We start from the raw sequence: 14,099 nt of genomic DNA, 5'->3' as shown, positions 1-14,099 counted from the left end.
GTGGTCCCACCTGACCCCATGCCGAACTCAGAAGTGAAACGCCGTAGCGCCGATGGTAGTGTGGGGTCTCCCCATGTGAGAGTAGGGAACTGCCAGGCATCAAATAAAGCAGAAAGCCCGGTCGAAAGACCGGGCTTTTTTGCGTTTGTGTCCTCCGGGGAGGGTGCCGGTACGCCTCCCCGGTGGCGCTGCGCTTACCGGGGCTACGGATCTGACATGGGGCTACGCCCCTGTGGCGCGGACAAGATATGCAGCACTGACTCAGGGAAAAATATCGCCTGAAGTTCTGCTACTGCTTCGCTAACCAGCCGACAATAAATGTCGCAATCTGCGGAATATTATTTAAATCCAACAGCGGAAGTGAGGTCGCGATCGATACATCGCTGGCCACGGCGATCGTATGATCATCCATCGTTAACTCTTCCACACGATGGCCGCTGTTTTGCCGAAAAAGCAGGATCTTAGGCACTGCTTCATGCTTGAAACCCTCGACCAAAACAAGGTCCAGTCTGCTGGCATCCATTCGACTGACCAGCCATGTGAGATCTAATTCCGGCTTCTCGGGTGTTTCGGTCATCAGCGCCCACCGCTGTTCGCTGGCGACAATGGTTTGCGCAGCGCCCGCCTTGCGCAATTCATAGCTATCTTTGCCCGGCTTATCCACGTCCATATCATGATGGGTATGCTTGATCAGACCAGGGCGTAATCCTTGAGCGCACAGCTCAGGAATGAGACGCTTTAATAATGTCGTTTTCCCTGTACCGCTCCAGGCGGCAATCGCTAATAGCGGGATCATGATGGCTCCTGCATACGTTGCAAATCCTCGAGCGTATTCACATTCATAAAAGCCGATTTTACCTCGCTGAAGCTAACCGGATGGCCGCCCATCTGGCGCATGAACACCATTACCCGGCGTTCGCCGCTGGCAAGATAGGCCTCCAGATGCGGAATAATTTGACGATGCGCCAGCGCAACGGCGGGATGATCCCGTTCGCCGTCATGGGCCCAAACCACCGGCGCAGCGCTTTTTTGCTGGATAAAGCGCTCAACTAAAAATGACGGAATGAAGGGCGTGTCGCAGGGGCAAAAAACAAACCATGGACTCGCGACCTGCTGCATCACGGCAAGCATACCGGCTAAAGGACCCGGGTACCCCGCCTGCGTATCACGAAACACCGGATATCCACTGGCTTGCCACTGCGTAAGGTGACGGTTGGCGCTAATCACTAACTCATCTACCTGCGGAGCTAATGCCTCCGCGACGTGTCGCCAGAGAGGACGTCCATTGAGCAACTGTAATCCTTTATCAATGCCGCCCATTCGCGTGGCCCTGCCGCCCGCCAGCACGACGCCGGTTATCGCCTCGCTTTGCATATGAATATCGCCTCTTTCATTGTGGGATTGACCCTGTTAACTTGTCCCTATCAAGAGTAAGGAGCATGACCATGAAATGTAAACGTCTGAATGAAGTAATTGAACTCCTCCAGCCCGCCTGGCAGAAAGAGCCTGAACTGAACCTGATGCAATTTTTGCAGAAGCTGGCGAAAGAGGCCGGCTATGATGGCGAACTGAGCGATCTTTCCGATGATATTCTGATTTATCACCTGAAGATGCGTGATTCTTCAAAAGATGCTGTCATCCCGGGTATTCAGAAGGATTATGAAGAGGACTTTAAAACCGCGCTGTTGCGCGCCCGCGGCGTAATAAAAGAGTAAAAGGTTGTAAGCGCTGCCGCGTAAAGCGCAATGAGATGATATCCTGAACTATTCGTACGATTGTCGGATGTCAGGATGCACGATAAGGCTTTTACTTTTCAGACGCTTCGCCCGGATACCATTATCGATGGATTATTCGATCTGGGTATGCGGGTGGACTCCGGTCTTACCCCGCTGAACAGCTATGAGAACCGCGTTTATCAGTTCCAGGACGAAGAGCGTCATCGCTATGTGGTGAAGTTCTATCGTCCTGAGCGCTGGTCGGCAGCGCAGATCCTTGAAGAACACCAGTTTGCGCTTCAGCTTGTAGAAGATGAAGTGCCCGTTGCTGCGCCGCTGTTATTTAACGACAGTACGCTTCATCAGCATCAGGGATTTTATTTTGCCGTTTTCCCAAGCCTTGGCGGCCGACAGTTCGAGGCGGATAACCTTGATCAGATGGAGTGGGTTGGCCGTTATCTTGGGCGCCTGCACCAGACCGGGCGCAAACAGCGCTTTTCTGCGCGTCCGGAGATTGGCGTGCAGGAGTATCTGCTGGAACCGCGCCAGGTATTTGAACAGTCGACGCTTATCCCGTCAGGCCTGAAGGCCGATTTCCTGAAGGCGACCGATAAACTCATCGCTGCCGTCATGACCCAATGGCACGGCGGCGGGACTACTTTGCGCCTGCATGGTGACTGCCATGCAGGCAATATCCTCTGGCGCGATGGGCCGCTGTTTGTTGACTTAGACGATGCGCGAACCGGCCCGGCGATTCAGGATCTGTGGATGCTGCTCAACGGCGATAAGGCTGAACAGCGTATGCAGCTGGAGACCATCGTCGAGGCCTATGAGGAATTCAGCCCCTTTAACAGCGATGAAATCGCGCTTATTGAACCTTTACGCGCCATGCGACTGGTTTATTATCTGGCGTGGTTGCTCAGACGCTGGGACGATCCGGCTTTCCCGGTTAATTTCCCCTGGTTAACCGGGGAGGATTACTGGCGAGGGCAGACGTCTACTTTTCTCGAGCAGGTGAAGGTTCTACAGGAACCCCCGCTTCAGTTAACGCCAATGTATTAATGTGATATATCCAGGAGAGAGTAAATCATGAAAAAAGTTTGGCTGGCGCTGGCTGGTATGATTCTGGCTTTTAGTGCATCCGCTGCCCAGATCACCGACGGCAAGCAGTACATCACCCTTGATAAGCCGGTTGCTGGCGAGCCACAGGTGCTTGAGTTCTTTTCATTCTACTGCCCGCACTGCTATCAGTTTGAAGAAGTGCTGCATGTCTCTGACAGCGTGCGCCAGAAACTGCCAGAAGGCACCAAAATGACCAAATACCACGTCGAGTTCCTGGGGCCGCTGGGCAAGGAGCTGACGCAGGCATGGGCTGTTGCCATCGCGCTGGGCGTTGAAGACAAAATTACGGCGCCGATGTTCGAAGCGGTGCAGAAAAACCAGACCGTGCAGAGCCTGGCTGACATTCGTAAAGTGTTCGTCGACGCTGGCGTGAAAGGGGAAGACTACGATGCCGCATGGAACAGCTTCGTGGTGAAATCTCTGGTCGCTCAGCAGGAGAAAGCGGCAGCCGATCTGCAGCTGCAGGGGGTACCGGCTATGTACGTCAATGGTAAGTACCAGCTGAACCCGCAGGGGATGGACACCAGCAATATGGATGTCTTCGTCGCTCAGTATGCGGATACCGTGAAGCAGCTGGTTGAGAAGAAATAAAAAAAACGCCGGTCACTGACCGGCGTTACTCTATCTGCTTTACCGTGGCGCCCCTTCTTTGTCCCGCATAATGTCAGTTAACTGACGGTCTTTCTCTTCCCACAGCCCATTCAGCCAGCGCTGGAAGCCACGCTTAAAGTTCTTATCGTTGACGTAATCGCCGTGTAGCTCTTCGCCAATCGGTACCAGATTGATACGAACCACAATGCGCGTCAGTCGGCCGCTTAACATGTCGTAAAACGGCCTTGCATTATTTTCCGGGTAGCACAGCGTAACGTTCAGCAGTTTATCGAACTGCGAACCGAGAACATTGAGCGCCATGGCAATACCTGCCGCTTTCGGTGGTAAAAGATTGTGGTAAGGGGAGCGCGTCTCGCGCTTTTTTGCGTCGGTAAAACGCGAGCCTTCCACGAAATTGACGATAGTCGTCGGATGTGAGCGGAATTTCTCACATGAACGGCGGGTGGTTTCGACATCTTTACCACGGCGTTCCGGGTGACGAATAAGATAGCTACGCGAATAGCGGCGCATAAAAGGCATATCCAGCGCCCAGCAGGCGAGACCGATGAACGGTACCCACGCCAGCTGCTGTTTAAGGAAGTACTTATTCATCGGAATATGCTTGCGGAACAGTACGCACAGCACCACGATATCTGCCCAGCTGTGATGGTTGCTGATCAGCAGATACCAGTTCTTTTTGTTCAGGCCTTCCAGACCCTGGACGTCCCATTTTAGCCAGGGATTGAGATGCAACAGCAGCGCCAGCCCTTCGCACCAGCAGTACATCATAAAATTGCAAAAAACGGATATAGAGCGCCATACCGCTGGAATGGGGACCAGCAGTTTAATCAGCCCGGCGACGATGATCGGTACAGAGCAGATAACGGTGACTAAGATGGTTAAGGCGATACTCAGCGGAAGTGTTATCGCAGCGAGTAATCTCGACATAGTTAGTTTATTCAGAAAGTTAGGCTGACAAAGAGCGCCTTTAAGCTGCGCAAGGGGCTGATTTTACCAGAAAACGCGGCAAATGACGGGTCTTACCAGAACAGAAAAAAACAAGGATCTTCTATCCACATGGAAGATTAGGTCATCAAATTAATGCCAGGATCGTTGATCTGTTTTTAAGTGATTGATAAATAGTAATTAATACTATTTATTCATTTATTTCCCGGGGCGGATAAGCTGACGTTGTAAAACTATGCACAAAGTTATCCACAAGCTAAGTTGTCGCGCGATCGCGACGATCGTTGAATCTTTTCCGCGAAATGCGGGAAAAATTCAGGATTTCATGCCCGTCTGTGGCATCCTTTATCCATAATCTGATAAACAGGCACGGAAATTATGGTTCAGATCCCAGAAAACCCTCTCATCCTCGTTGACGGCTCCTCCTATCTTTATCGGGCGTATCATGCGTTTCCGCCGCTGACTAACAGCGCAGGGGAGCCCACCGGGGCTATGTACGGCGTACTGAATATGCTGCGCAGTTTGATTCTGCAGTATCAACCGACTCATGCCGTCGTGGTCTTTGATGCGAAAGGGAAAACCTTCCGTGATGAATTGTTCGAACATTACAAATCTCATCGCCCGCCGATGCCGGACGATCTGCGCGCGCAGATTGAGCCGTTGCATAAGATGGTGAAAGCGATGGGGCTGCCGCTGATGGCGGTCCCGGGCGTCGAAGCTGACGATGTGATTGGCACCCTGGCGCGGGAAGCGGAAAGGGCCGGACGTCCGGTGCTGATCAGTACCGGCGATAAAGACATGGCCCAGCTGGTGACGCCGGGGATCACCCTGATCAATACCATGACCAACACTATCCTCGGGCCGGATGAGGTGGTTACCAAATACGGCGTCCCGCCGGAGCTGATTATTGATTTCCTGGCGCTGATGGGCGACTCCTCGGATAACATTCCTGGCGTGCCGGGCGTGGGCGAAAAGACAGCCCAGGCGCTGCTGCAAGGCCTTGGCGGCCTCGATACGCTGTATGCGGAACCGGAGAAAATCGCTCAACTGAGCTTCCGCGGCGCGAAAACGATGGCGGCGAAGCTGGAGCAGAACAAGGAGGTGGCTTATCTCTCTTATCAGCTGGCGACCATCAAAACCGACGTCGAGCTGGAGCTCACTTGTGAAGAGCTTGAGGTGCAGCCGCCGGCGGCAGACGATCTGCTGGCGCTGTTCAGACAGTATGAGTTTAAGCGCTGGACCACCGACGTTGAAGCCGGGAAATGGCTGCAGGCGAAGGGGGGCAAACCGGCTGCGAAACCTGCAGTGCCTGCAGCAGCGGCAGAAGCCGAAGAAGAGGTTGAAGCCGCTACTGCACTTTCAGCAGAGCACTATGTCACTATCCTTGATGAGGCTACGCTGCTCACCTGGATCGATAAGCTGAAGCAGGCGCCGCTCTTTGCCTTTGATACGGAAACCGACAGCCTGGATAACATCTCCGCCAACATGGTCGGCCTTTCATTCGCTGTTGAGCCGGGCGTGGCCGCCTATGTCCCGGTAGCGCATGATTACCTTGATGCGCCGGACCAGATCCCGCGCGAGCGCGTGCTGGCGCTGCTTAAACCGCTGCTGGAGGATGAGAAGCTGCTCAAGGTTGGGCAAAATCTCAAATACGATCGCGGCATTTTGGCTAATTACGACATTGAGCTGCGCGGGATTGCGTTCGATACCATGCTGGAATCTTACATTCTCGACAGCGTGGCGGGCCGCCACGATATGGACAGTCTTTCCGACCGCTGGCTGAAGCATAAAACGATTACCTTCGAAGAGATCGCTGGCAAGGGTAAGAATCAGCTCACCTTTAACCAGATTGCGCTGGAAGAGGCTGGTCGCTACGCGGCGGAAGACGCCGACGTCACGCTTCAGTTGCATCTGAAAATGTGGCCGAAGCTGCAGCAGCATGAAGGTCCGCTGAATATCTTCCAGCACATTGAAATGCCGCTGGTGCCGGTGCTGTCTCGCGTTGAGCGCAATGGCGTTAAAATCGACCCCGCCGTGCTGCATGCGCACTCGCAGGAAATTGCCCAGCGCCTGGTTGAGCTGGAGCAGCGGGCGCATGAGATCGCCGGGGAAGCGTTTAATCTCTCCTCCACCAAACAGCTGCAAACGATCCTGTTTGAAAAACAGGGTATCAAACCGCTGAAGAAGACGCCGGGCGGCGCGCCGTCAACCTCTGAAGAGGTACTGGAAGAGCTGGCGCTCGATTACCCGTTGCCGAAGGTGATTCTGGAGTACCGTGGGCTGGCGAAGCTGAAGTCGACCTATACCGATAAGCTGCCGCTGATGATTAACCCCAAAACGGGCCGCGTGCATACCTCCTATCATCAGGCGGTTACCGCCACTGGCCGTTTGTCGTCTACCGATCCAAACCTGCAAAACATTCCGGTGCGTAACGAAGAAGGGCGCCGTATTCGCCAGGCGTTTATCGCGCCGGAAGATTACGTCATTGTCTCGGCGGACTACTCGCAAATCGAGCTGCGCATTATGGCGCACCTGTCGCGGGATAAAGGCCTGCTGACCGCCTTCGCGGAAGGGAAGGATATTCACCGGGCGACGGCGGCTGAAGTGTTTGGCTTACCGCTGGACAGCGTCAGCAGCGAACAGCGGCGCAGTGCGAAAGCTATCAACTTCGGTCTGATCTATGGCATGAGCGCCTTTGGCCTGGCCCGCCAGCTGAACATCCCGCGTAAAGAAGCGCAGAAGTACATGGATCTTTATTTCGAGCGTTATCCGGGCGTGCTGGAGTATATGGAGCGCACCCGCGCACAGGCGAAGGAGCAAGGTTATGTTGAAACGCTGGATGGCCGTCGACTCTATTTACCGGATATCAAGTCCAGCAATGGCGCTCGTCGCGCCGGTGCGGAACGTGCGGCGATTAACGCCCCGATGCAGGGGACGGCTGCGGATATCATCAAGCGGGCGATGATTGCCGTTGATGAATGGCTGCGCAGCGAGAAGCCTCGCGTGCTGATGATCATGCAGGTTCACGATGAACTGGTCTTTGAAGTGCATAAAGATGAGCTCGATGCCGTATCGAAAAAGATCCACGAACTGATGGAGAACAGCACTACGCTGGCGGTACCGTTGCTGGTGGAAGTGGGCAGCGGAGAAAACTGGGATCAAGCGCACTAAGTATACAAAGCGCAACGCGATTTTCTGTAAGTAAGCAACATAACTTATAGAGTTTTGTGAGGATCATTTGAATTTGCTATGTAAATAGTGAAAAAAAACTACAAAAAATGCTTTATCCGTGAGCGAAAGAAGAGTAGAGTTATTCGCGTAGGGTACAGAGGTAAGATGTTCTATCTTTCAGACCTTTTACTTCACGTAATCGGATTTGGCTGAATATTTTAGCCGCCCCGGTCATTTATGACCGGGGCGTTTTTTATTGCGCGAAAGAAAAGTGGCAAAGGGACAGGACACGCTTGTGCTTGATTCTGGAGAGGAACCCGGATAAGGCGCGGTACGCTCTTATCCGGCTGTTCGTGACGATTACTCGTCTACGGCGCGCTCTTCTTCCTGCGGCGGGATTTCGTTAAACCAGCTATCCAGCTTCTGTCGCAGCTTATCCACGCCAGATTTTTTCAGCGAGGAGAAGGGTTCAACCTGGACATCGCCATTGAAGGCCAGTACCGCTTCACGCACCATATTCACTTGCGCTTTACGCGCGCCGCTGGCGAGCTTGTCGGCTTTGGTCAGCAGCACCAGCACCTGAATATCGCTTTCTACCGCCCATTGGATCATCTGCTGATCGAGATCTTTAAGCGGGTGGCGAATGTCCATCAGAACCACCAGGCCCTTCAGGCACAGACGTTTTTCCAGGTATTCTCCCAGCGCGCGCTGCCACTTGATCTTCATCTCTTCCGGGACTTGCGCATAACCATAGCCGGGCAGGTCGACCAGGCGTTTGCCTTCGGCAACTTCGAACAGGTTAATCAGCTGTGTACGTCCGGGCGTTTTGGAGGTCCGCGCCAGGCTTTTCTGGTTGGTCAGCGTATTCAGTGCGCTGGATTTTCCCGCATTGGAGCGGCCGGCGAATGCCACTTCAATACCAGTATCGGCAGGAAGATGGCGGATATCTGGCGCGCTGGTGACAAAGTGCGTCAGTTGATAATTCCAGTTGGTCAAGACGGTCGTCTCCGTTAAAACAGGCTATGGCAGGGATTATACCTGAACAGCAGAAAAAGGCTGTTTTTACCGCACGCCGGTTCTGTAAGTAAAAACCCTGCACTTTGTGAGACATTGGCTATTCTTCGTATAGGACATGCCTGAGAAAAATAAGGCCAACAAATCATAACCATATGAAAGTAAATAAATTATAAAAATAGAGAAATCTGAAAGTAGATTTTTAACGGCCAGACTGGTTGTCGATTTTTGTCAACACGGTAAAGTAATACACAACGGCGAGGATGCTGAAAAGGATGAGGACTCAGGACGAGGGGTCAGGAAGCGCCAGGAGGCGAAGACCACAGGATTGTCAGGATGACACGCGTTTTGGAAACGTTTCAAAGGGAAAAGGAAGAAACAGGGACCGTTGGACGCTAAGGGAAAGACAGGGTAAGTCGTTAGCGAACAGGGAAAGAAGAGCCCGTTAAGGGTGGTCAGTGAGGAAAAAGGCGACAGAGTAATCTGTCGCCTTTTTTCTTTGCTTGCTTTCTGCTAGATTCCGCCTCAATTCTATACTGAATAATACTGTCTGAAGATTACACACCATGAAAAAACCGACATCCGCCACCCGTGGCAAATCCGGCCGCAAGTCGCGTGAAGAGTTAAATCAGGAAGCTCGCGATCGCAAACGGCAGAAGAAACATCGTGGCCACGCGGCAGGAAGTCGCGCGAACGGCGGCGATGCGGCTTCAGCGGGTAAAAAACAGCGCCAGGCGCAAGATCCGCGCGTGGGCAGCAAAAAACCAATCCCGCTGGGCGCGAGCGAAAGCAGCGCTCCAGCTCCCAAGCAGCATAAACCAAAGAGCGAGAAACCTATGCTTTCACCGCAGGCTGAGCTGGAGTTGCTGGAGAATGATGAGCGCCTGGACGCGCTGCTGGAACGTCTGGAAGAGGGCGGTACCCTGAATGCAGAAGAGCAGAGCTGGGTGGATGCCAAACTGGATCGTATTGATGAGCTGATGCAGCAGCTCGGCCTCTCTTACGATGACGAAGATGAAGAAGAGGAAGAGCGTCAGGAAGATATGATGCGTCTGCTGAAGGGTGGAAAATAACATTTGCATCCCATCGGATCCCCGGTACTGCTTATAACCCTTCTGGTTATATGTTATCTGCTGTGGTTATTCGTTAAACTACGACGGTTGTCGCGGCGTCAGAAATGGCTGCGCAACCGGCTCATGACCCGCGGTGCGGTGGGGCCGGGACGGCGTACCCGTCGGCGGCACCATCGGAAGGAGTGAGCATGTCTGAGCAGATAATCGACTGGGATCTGGCCCTGATCCAGAAATATAACTATTCCGGGCCGCGCTATACCTCGTATCCCACCGCGCTGGAGTTTTCACCACAATTCGGCGCGGCGGAATTCGATGCCGCTGTGGCCCGTTACCCACAGCGCCCCCTGTCGCTGTATGTGCATATCCCGTTTTGCCATAAGCTGTGTTATTTCTGCGGCTGCAATAAGATCGTCACCCGCCAGCAGCATAAGGCCGATCAGTATCTCGATCTCCTTGAACAGGAGATCATCCACCGCGCGCCGCTGTTTGCCAACCGTCAGGTTAAGCAACTGCACTGGGGAGGCGGCACGCCGACCTATCTCAATAAGGCGCAAATCAGTCGCCTGATGGATCTGTTGCGTACCCATTTTCATTTCAGCGCCGAAGCCGAGATCTCTATCGAGGTCGATCCGCGTGAAATCGAGCTGGATGTCCTCGATCATTTACGCGCTGAGGGTTTCAACCGCCTGAGTATGGGCGTGCAGGACTTCAATAAAGAGGTTCAGCGTCTGGTTAACCGCGAGCAGGACGAAGCGTTCATCTTTGACTTGCTTCGCCATGCGCGGGAGATTGGATTTACTTCGACCAATATCGACCTCATCTACGGCCTGCCGAAGCAAACGCCGGAGAGCTTTGCCTTCACCCTGCAAAAGGTCGCCGAGCTCAACCCTGACCGCCTGAGCGTGTTTAACTACGCGCATCTGCCCACGCTCTTTGCCGCACAGCGCAAAATTAAAGATGCCGATCTGCCCTCTGCTGAACAGAAGCTGGAGATCCTCCAGGAGACCATCGGCTCGCTGACGGCGGCGGGCTATCAGTTTATCGGCATGGACCACTTCGCGCGTCCTGATGATGAATTAGCGGTCGCACAACGTCACGGCGTACTGCATCGCAATTTCCAGGGCTACACCACTCAGGGCGATACCGATTTGCTGGGGATGGGCGTGTCTGCGATCAGCATGATTGGCGACAGCTACGCTCAGAACCAAAAAGAGCTGAAGCAGTACTACCAGCAGGTGGCAGAGCAAGGGAACGCCCTGTGGCGCGGGATCGCGTTAACCCGTGACGACTGTTTGCGTCGCGACGTGATTAAGGCGTTGATCTGTAACTTCCGTCTGGATATTGATGCCGTCGAAGCGCAGTGGGCTGTGGATTTTCAGACTTATTTTGCCGAGGACCTGAAACTGCTGGCGCCGCTGGCGCATGACGGGCTGGTGGTGGTGGAGAGTAAGGCTATCCAGGTAACGGCGAAAGGCCGCCTGCTGATCCGCAACATCTGCATGTGCTTTGATGCCTATCTCCGGCAAAAGGCTCGGATGCAGCAGTTCTCACGGGTGATTTAATGTTTTCCCCCTCTCCCGCAGGAGAGGGGGAACAATTAGCTGAACAGCCCGACCAGCGCAGCGCACAGCACGGCAGCGACTGCCGTTTGCGGCGTGTGACTCGCAGCGGCGCCGCTCGATATCATACTCACCAGTGATTCAAACATGATGCTCTCCCCTAATGCCGGGCACGATCATACTCAACTCATCGGAACAGTAAAGTACAAAATAGCAGCACTTTGCGCTGATCGGCTATTTTTCATCACGCCGTTAAACCCTACTCCATACCCAACTCTTTTAGCTTACGCGTCAGGGTATTACGACCCCATCCCAGCAGGCGCGCAGCCTCCTGTTTATGTCCTTGAGTATGACGCAGGGCGGTTGTCAGCAGCGTGCGTTCCATTTCGGGTTGCGCTTCTGAGAGCAGGTTTTGATGACCGGAGCGCAGCGCCCGATCGGCCCACTGACCCAGCAGCGTCGCCCAGCTGTCTGGCTGCATCTGCGTCGGGCTATCAGGAATGGTGGTCTCAAACAGTTCGCTCGGCAGATCCTGCGTCAGCACCTCCTGGCCGGCGGCCATGACGGTGAGCCAGCGACAGGTGTTTTCCAGCTGGCGAACGTTGCCCGGCCACGCCAGGCGGGTCAGCGCTGTCTCCGTTTCCGGATGCAGCTGTTTGGCTTCAACACCTAGCTCGCGGGCGGCAATCTGCAGAAAATGGCGGGCCAGACGAGGAATATCTTCCCGACGCTCGCGCAGCGGCGGCAAATGCACCCGGATCACGTTCAGGCGGTGGAATAAATCTTCACGGAATTTCCCCTCCTGCACCCGCTGCTCCAGATTCTGGTGGGTGGCGGCGATGATCCGCACATCGACCTTCACCGGCGCGTAACCGCCCACGCGATAAAACTGGCCATCCGCCAGAACGCGCAGCAGGCGAGTCTGGACATCCAGCGGCATATCGCCAATTTCATCCAGGAACAGCGTACCGCCGTCAGCCTGTTCAAAGCGACCCTGACGGACGGTATTGGCGCCGGTAAAGGCCCCTTTTTCATGCCCAAACAGTTCCGATTCGATCAGGTCCTTGGGGATCGCCGCCATATTCAGCGCGATAAATGGCGCTTTTGAGCGCGGGCTATGACGATGCAGGGCATGAGCGACAAGCTCTTTACCGGTACCGGATTCGCCATTGATCAGCACGCTGATGGATGAGCGCGACAGACGGCCAATAATGCGAAAGACATCCTGCATGGCCGGCGCCTCGCCAATGATATCGGCGGTGGGGCTGCTTATCGGCGCATTTCGCGGCTGCTGCTGCTCCTGATAGTGGCTAATCGCCCGGTCGACGAGGGCGACGGCTTCATCGATATCAAAAGGTTTGGGCAGATAATCAAACGCGCCTTGTTGATAAGCGCTGACCGCGGCGTCCAGATCGGAATGCGCGGTCATTATGATGACCGGAAGCATTGGATGACGCTGCTTAATCTGTTTGAGCAGCGCCAGGCCATCCATTCCCGGCATACGGATATCTGACAGCAGTACATCCGGGGTTTTGGTGGTGAGGGCATCTAGCACCTCATTGCCGCTTTCGAACGTTGTGCAGCTCAAGCCGGCTCCGGTGAGCGCGCGTTCAAGCACCCAGCGGATGGAGCTATCGTCATCAACGATCCAGGCTATCCCTCGTTGCATAAACACCTCTACTTCCGAATAGGCAGGTATACCGAAAATTCGGTATGACCCGGCCAGCTGGTGAATTCAATTTTGCCGGAGTGCTGATCGATAAGGCTGCGGGCGATAGATAAGCCCAGGCCGGTACCGCCTTCGCGGCCGCTGACCATCGGATAAAACAACGTATCCTGGAGCTGGGGCGGAATACCCGGGCCATTATCTTCGACGTCAATACGGGCGGCGAGGCGATAACGCACCCCGTGCAGCGTCAGCTGGAAAGCGGTCCGGGTACGGAGAACAATTTCGCCCCCTTCCGGCCCCAGCGCCTGCAGCGCATTACGGACGATGTTCAGCAACACCTGTTCAATTTGATCCGGGTCGTGGGGGAGTTCCGGCAGGCTGGGGTCGTAATCACGGATCAACTTCACGTTGTCCGGCAACTCCATCGAGACCAGTTTCACTACCCGTTCGGCGACCTTGTGGATGCTTTCGGTAACGTGCATGCCCGGATGCTGTGGCCCGAGCAGGCGATCGACCAGATTTCTCAGCCGGTCGGCCTGCTCGATGATCACTTTGGTATATTCCGTTAGCGCCGGGTCGGGCAGGGCTTTGCTGAGCAGCTGTGCCGCGCCGCGCAGGCCGCCTAACGGGTTTTTAATCTCGTGCGCCAGGCCGCGGACCAGATCGCGGGCGGCGACCTGCTGCGCGTGCTGCAGCTGCTCCTGGCTCAGGCGGCGCTGGTTATCCATCGGCGCCATTTCCAGCAGAATAAAGCCTTCCGGCAGCCGCTGGGCGGTCAGCGACAGGATATGCGAGCGGCCATCGATAACCAGCGTCACTTCGTTATCGGTAAAACCCTGGCCCGCCTGCAGACTCTCCTGCATCAGCCCGATATTCAATGAGAAATAGCTCAACAGCTCAGGTAACGGGGTGCCAAACAGTTTGCGCGAACTCTGCGCCAGCAGCTGCTGGGCCGCAGGATTGGCAAAGTGCACCGCCAGGTCGTCATCGACCAGTAAGATACTGTTGATAAGAGAGTTAAGGATCTGCCCAGCATCGGGCAGTGTGCCTGTTGCCATTCGACAGTCTCCTGAAAAAGAGTGCACCAATTTAGTGCAGTATAGCTTTTTATCGGTAAAAAGCTCGCGAGATCAGCGTGTTGGTGGAGAAAAAAGCCCATCCTGAGATGGGCTGAAAGTTTCCACGGCAACAAAATATCCCGGGCATCCCGCGCCACAAC

Annotated in this window: 13 protein-coding genes and 1 rRNA gene; 7 read left to right on the top strand and 7 right to left on the bottom strand. The window is 54.6% G+C overall.

Translation table 11 applies throughout. The annotated features are described in order from the left end of the window. Window positions 1–98: ribosomal RNA gene (gene rrf / locus ACLH1U_RS23690) — 5S ribosomal RNA — on the top strand; the annotation flags it as partial. 191 nt (window positions 99–289) lie between these two features. On the opposite strand, the gene mobB is transcribed toward rrf, so the two are convergent. Next, window positions 290–796 carry a molybdopterin-guanine dinucleotide biosynthesis protein MobB gene (gene mobB / locus ACLH1U_RS23685; protein WP_023291488.1) on the bottom strand — a complete coding sequence of 169 codons (507 nt, stop codon included), beginning with the start codon at window positions 794–796 and terminating at the stop codon, window positions 290–292. Next, entirely contained in the window at window positions 793–1,374 is a 582-nt protein-coding gene (gene mobA / locus ACLH1U_RS23680; protein ID WP_023291489.1) for a molybdenum cofactor guanylyltransferase MobA, read from the bottom strand. Before mobA ends, mobB begins: the two co-directional genes overlap by 4 nt. 71 nt (window positions 1,375–1,445) lie before the next feature. Between mobA and ACLH1U_RS23675 the strand changes: the two genes are divergently transcribed. The 3 genes from ACLH1U_RS23675 (at window position 1,446) to dsbA (ending at window position 3,428) form a co-directional block, all read left to right on the top strand. Beyond that, window positions 1,446–1,715, top strand: coding sequence for a YihD family protein (locus ACLH1U_RS23675; RefSeq protein WP_002882612.1), 270 nt, complete (start codon window positions 1,446–1,448; stop codon window positions 1,713–1,715). A 75-nt stretch (window positions 1,716–1,790) separates the two neighbouring features. Further along, window positions 1,791–2,777 carry a serine/threonine protein kinase gene (locus ACLH1U_RS23670; RefSeq protein WP_004203612.1) on the top strand — a complete coding sequence of 329 codons (987 nt, stop codon included), beginning with the start codon at window positions 1,791–1,793 and terminating at the stop codon, window positions 2,775–2,777. 27 nt (window positions 2,778–2,804) lie between these two features. Further along, window positions 2,805–3,428, top strand: coding sequence for a thiol:disulfide interchange protein DsbA (gene dsbA / locus ACLH1U_RS23665; protein WP_004203613.1), 624 nt, complete (start codon window positions 2,805–2,807; stop codon window positions 3,426–3,428). A gap of 39 nt (window positions 3,429–3,467) precedes the next feature. Here the strand turns inward: dsbA and ACLH1U_RS23660 are convergent, their stop codons facing one another. Then, complete coding sequence (locus tag ACLH1U_RS23660) at window positions 3,468–4,376, bottom strand: acyltransferase (RefSeq protein ID WP_049014350.1); 909 nt, start codon at window positions 4,374–4,376, stop codon at window positions 3,468–3,470. Between the two features lie 396 nt (window positions 4,377–4,772). Here ACLH1U_RS23660 and polA point away from each other — a divergent pair, with 396 nt between their 5' ends. Continuing rightward, on the top strand, window positions 4,773–7,565 hold the full coding sequence (polA, locus tag ACLH1U_RS23655; protein ID WP_411299481.1) for a DNA polymerase I: 2,793 nt from the start codon (window positions 4,773–4,775) through the stop codon (window positions 7,563–7,565). A gap of 360 nt (window positions 7,566–7,925) precedes the next feature. Here polA and yihA read toward each other — a convergent pair whose 3' ends face one another. Then, complete coding sequence (yihA, locus tag ACLH1U_RS23650; RefSeq protein ID WP_048296381.1) at window positions 7,926–8,561, bottom strand: ribosome biogenesis GTP-binding protein YihA/YsxC; 636 nt, start codon at window positions 8,559–8,561, stop codon at window positions 7,926–7,928. Between the two features lie 584 nt (window positions 8,562–9,145). On the opposite strand from yihA, the gene yihI reads away from it, so the two are divergent. Next, complete coding sequence (gene yihI / locus ACLH1U_RS23645) at window positions 9,146–9,652, top strand: Der GTPase-activating protein YihI (protein ID WP_085551814.1); 507 nt, start codon at window positions 9,146–9,148, stop codon at window positions 9,650–9,652. A gap of 188 nt (window positions 9,653–9,840) precedes the next feature. Next, the gene (gene hemN, locus ACLH1U_RS23640) at window positions 9,841–11,214 is read left to right on the top strand and encodes an oxygen-independent coproporphyrinogen III oxidase (RefSeq protein WP_050534191.1); all 1,374 of its coding nucleotides are present in this window, start codon (window positions 9,841–9,843) and stop codon (window positions 11,212–11,214) included. Window positions 11,215–11,249: 35 nt separating this feature from the next. Here the strand turns inward: hemN and ACLH1U_RS23635 are convergent, their stop codons facing one another. From ACLH1U_RS23635 to glnL, 3 genes are all read right to left on the bottom strand, one after another. After that, window positions 11,250–11,360, bottom strand: coding sequence for a YshB family small membrane protein (locus tag ACLH1U_RS23635; RefSeq protein ID WP_004152951.1), 111 nt, complete (start codon window positions 11,358–11,360; stop codon window positions 11,250–11,252). Window positions 11,361–11,470: 110 nt separating this feature from the next. Next, on the bottom strand, window positions 11,471–12,880 hold the full coding sequence (gene glnG / locus ACLH1U_RS23630; RefSeq protein WP_002882749.1) for a nitrogen regulation protein NR(I): 1,410 nt from the start codon (window positions 12,878–12,880) through the stop codon (window positions 11,471–11,473). Between the two features lie 8 nt (window positions 12,881–12,888). Continuing rightward, window positions 12,889–13,938, bottom strand: a complete 1,050-nt coding sequence (glnL, locus tag ACLH1U_RS23625; protein ID WP_004203621.1) for a nitrogen regulation protein NR(II) — start codon at window positions 13,936–13,938, stop codon at window positions 12,889–12,891. Window positions 13,939–14,099: the final 161 nt, after the last annotated feature.

The organism is Klebsiella sp. 1SOBk5mer (assembly GCF_046603115.1).
GTDB lineage: Bacteria > Pseudomonadota > Gammaproteobacteria > Enterobacterales > Enterobacteriaceae > Klebsiella > Klebsiella quasipneumoniae.
This window is presented reverse-complemented; position numbering and strand designations above follow the sequence as displayed.

Coding starts and splice junctions, on each gene's coding strand:
- mobB (WP_023291488.1), bottom strand. CDS start 796: ATGATCCCGCTATTAGCGATTGCCGCCTGGAGCGGTACAGGGAAAACG.
- mobA (WP_023291489.1), bottom strand. CDS start 1,374: ATGCAAAGCGAGGCGATAACCGGCGTCGTGCTGGCGGGCGGCAGGGCC.
- ACLH1U_RS23675 (WP_002882612.1), top strand. CDS start 1,446: ATGAAATGTAAACGTCTGAATGAAGTAATTGAACTCCTCCAGCCCGCC.
- ACLH1U_RS23670 (WP_004203612.1), top strand. CDS start 1,791: ATGCACGATAAGGCTTTTACTTTTCAGACGCTTCGCCCGGATACCATT.
- dsbA (WP_004203613.1), top strand. CDS start 2,805: ATGAAAAAAGTTTGGCTGGCGCTGGCTGGTATGATTCTGGCTTTTAGT.
- ACLH1U_RS23660 (WP_049014350.1), bottom strand. CDS start 4,376: ATGTCGAGATTACTCGCTGCGATAACACTTCCGCTGAGTATCGCCTTA.
- polA (WP_411299481.1), top strand. CDS start 4,773: ATGGTTCAGATCCCAGAAAACCCTCTCATCCTCGTTGACGGCTCCTCC.
- yihI (WP_085551814.1), top strand. CDS start 9,146: ATGAAAAAACCGACATCCGCCACCCGTGGCAAATCCGGCCGCAAGTCG.
- hemN (WP_050534191.1), top strand. CDS start 9,841: ATGTCTGAGCAGATAATCGACTGGGATCTGGCCCTGATCCAGAAATAT.
- ACLH1U_RS23635 (WP_004152951.1), bottom strand. CDS start 11,360: ATGTTTGAATCACTGGTGAGTATGATATCGAGCGGCGCCGCTGCGAGT.
- glnG (WP_002882749.1), bottom strand. CDS start 12,880: ATGCAACGAGGGATAGCCTGGATCGTTGATGACGATAGCTCCATCCGC.
- glnL (WP_004203621.1), bottom strand. CDS start 13,938: ATGGCAACAGGCACACTGCCCGATGCTGGGCAGATCCTTAACTCTCTT.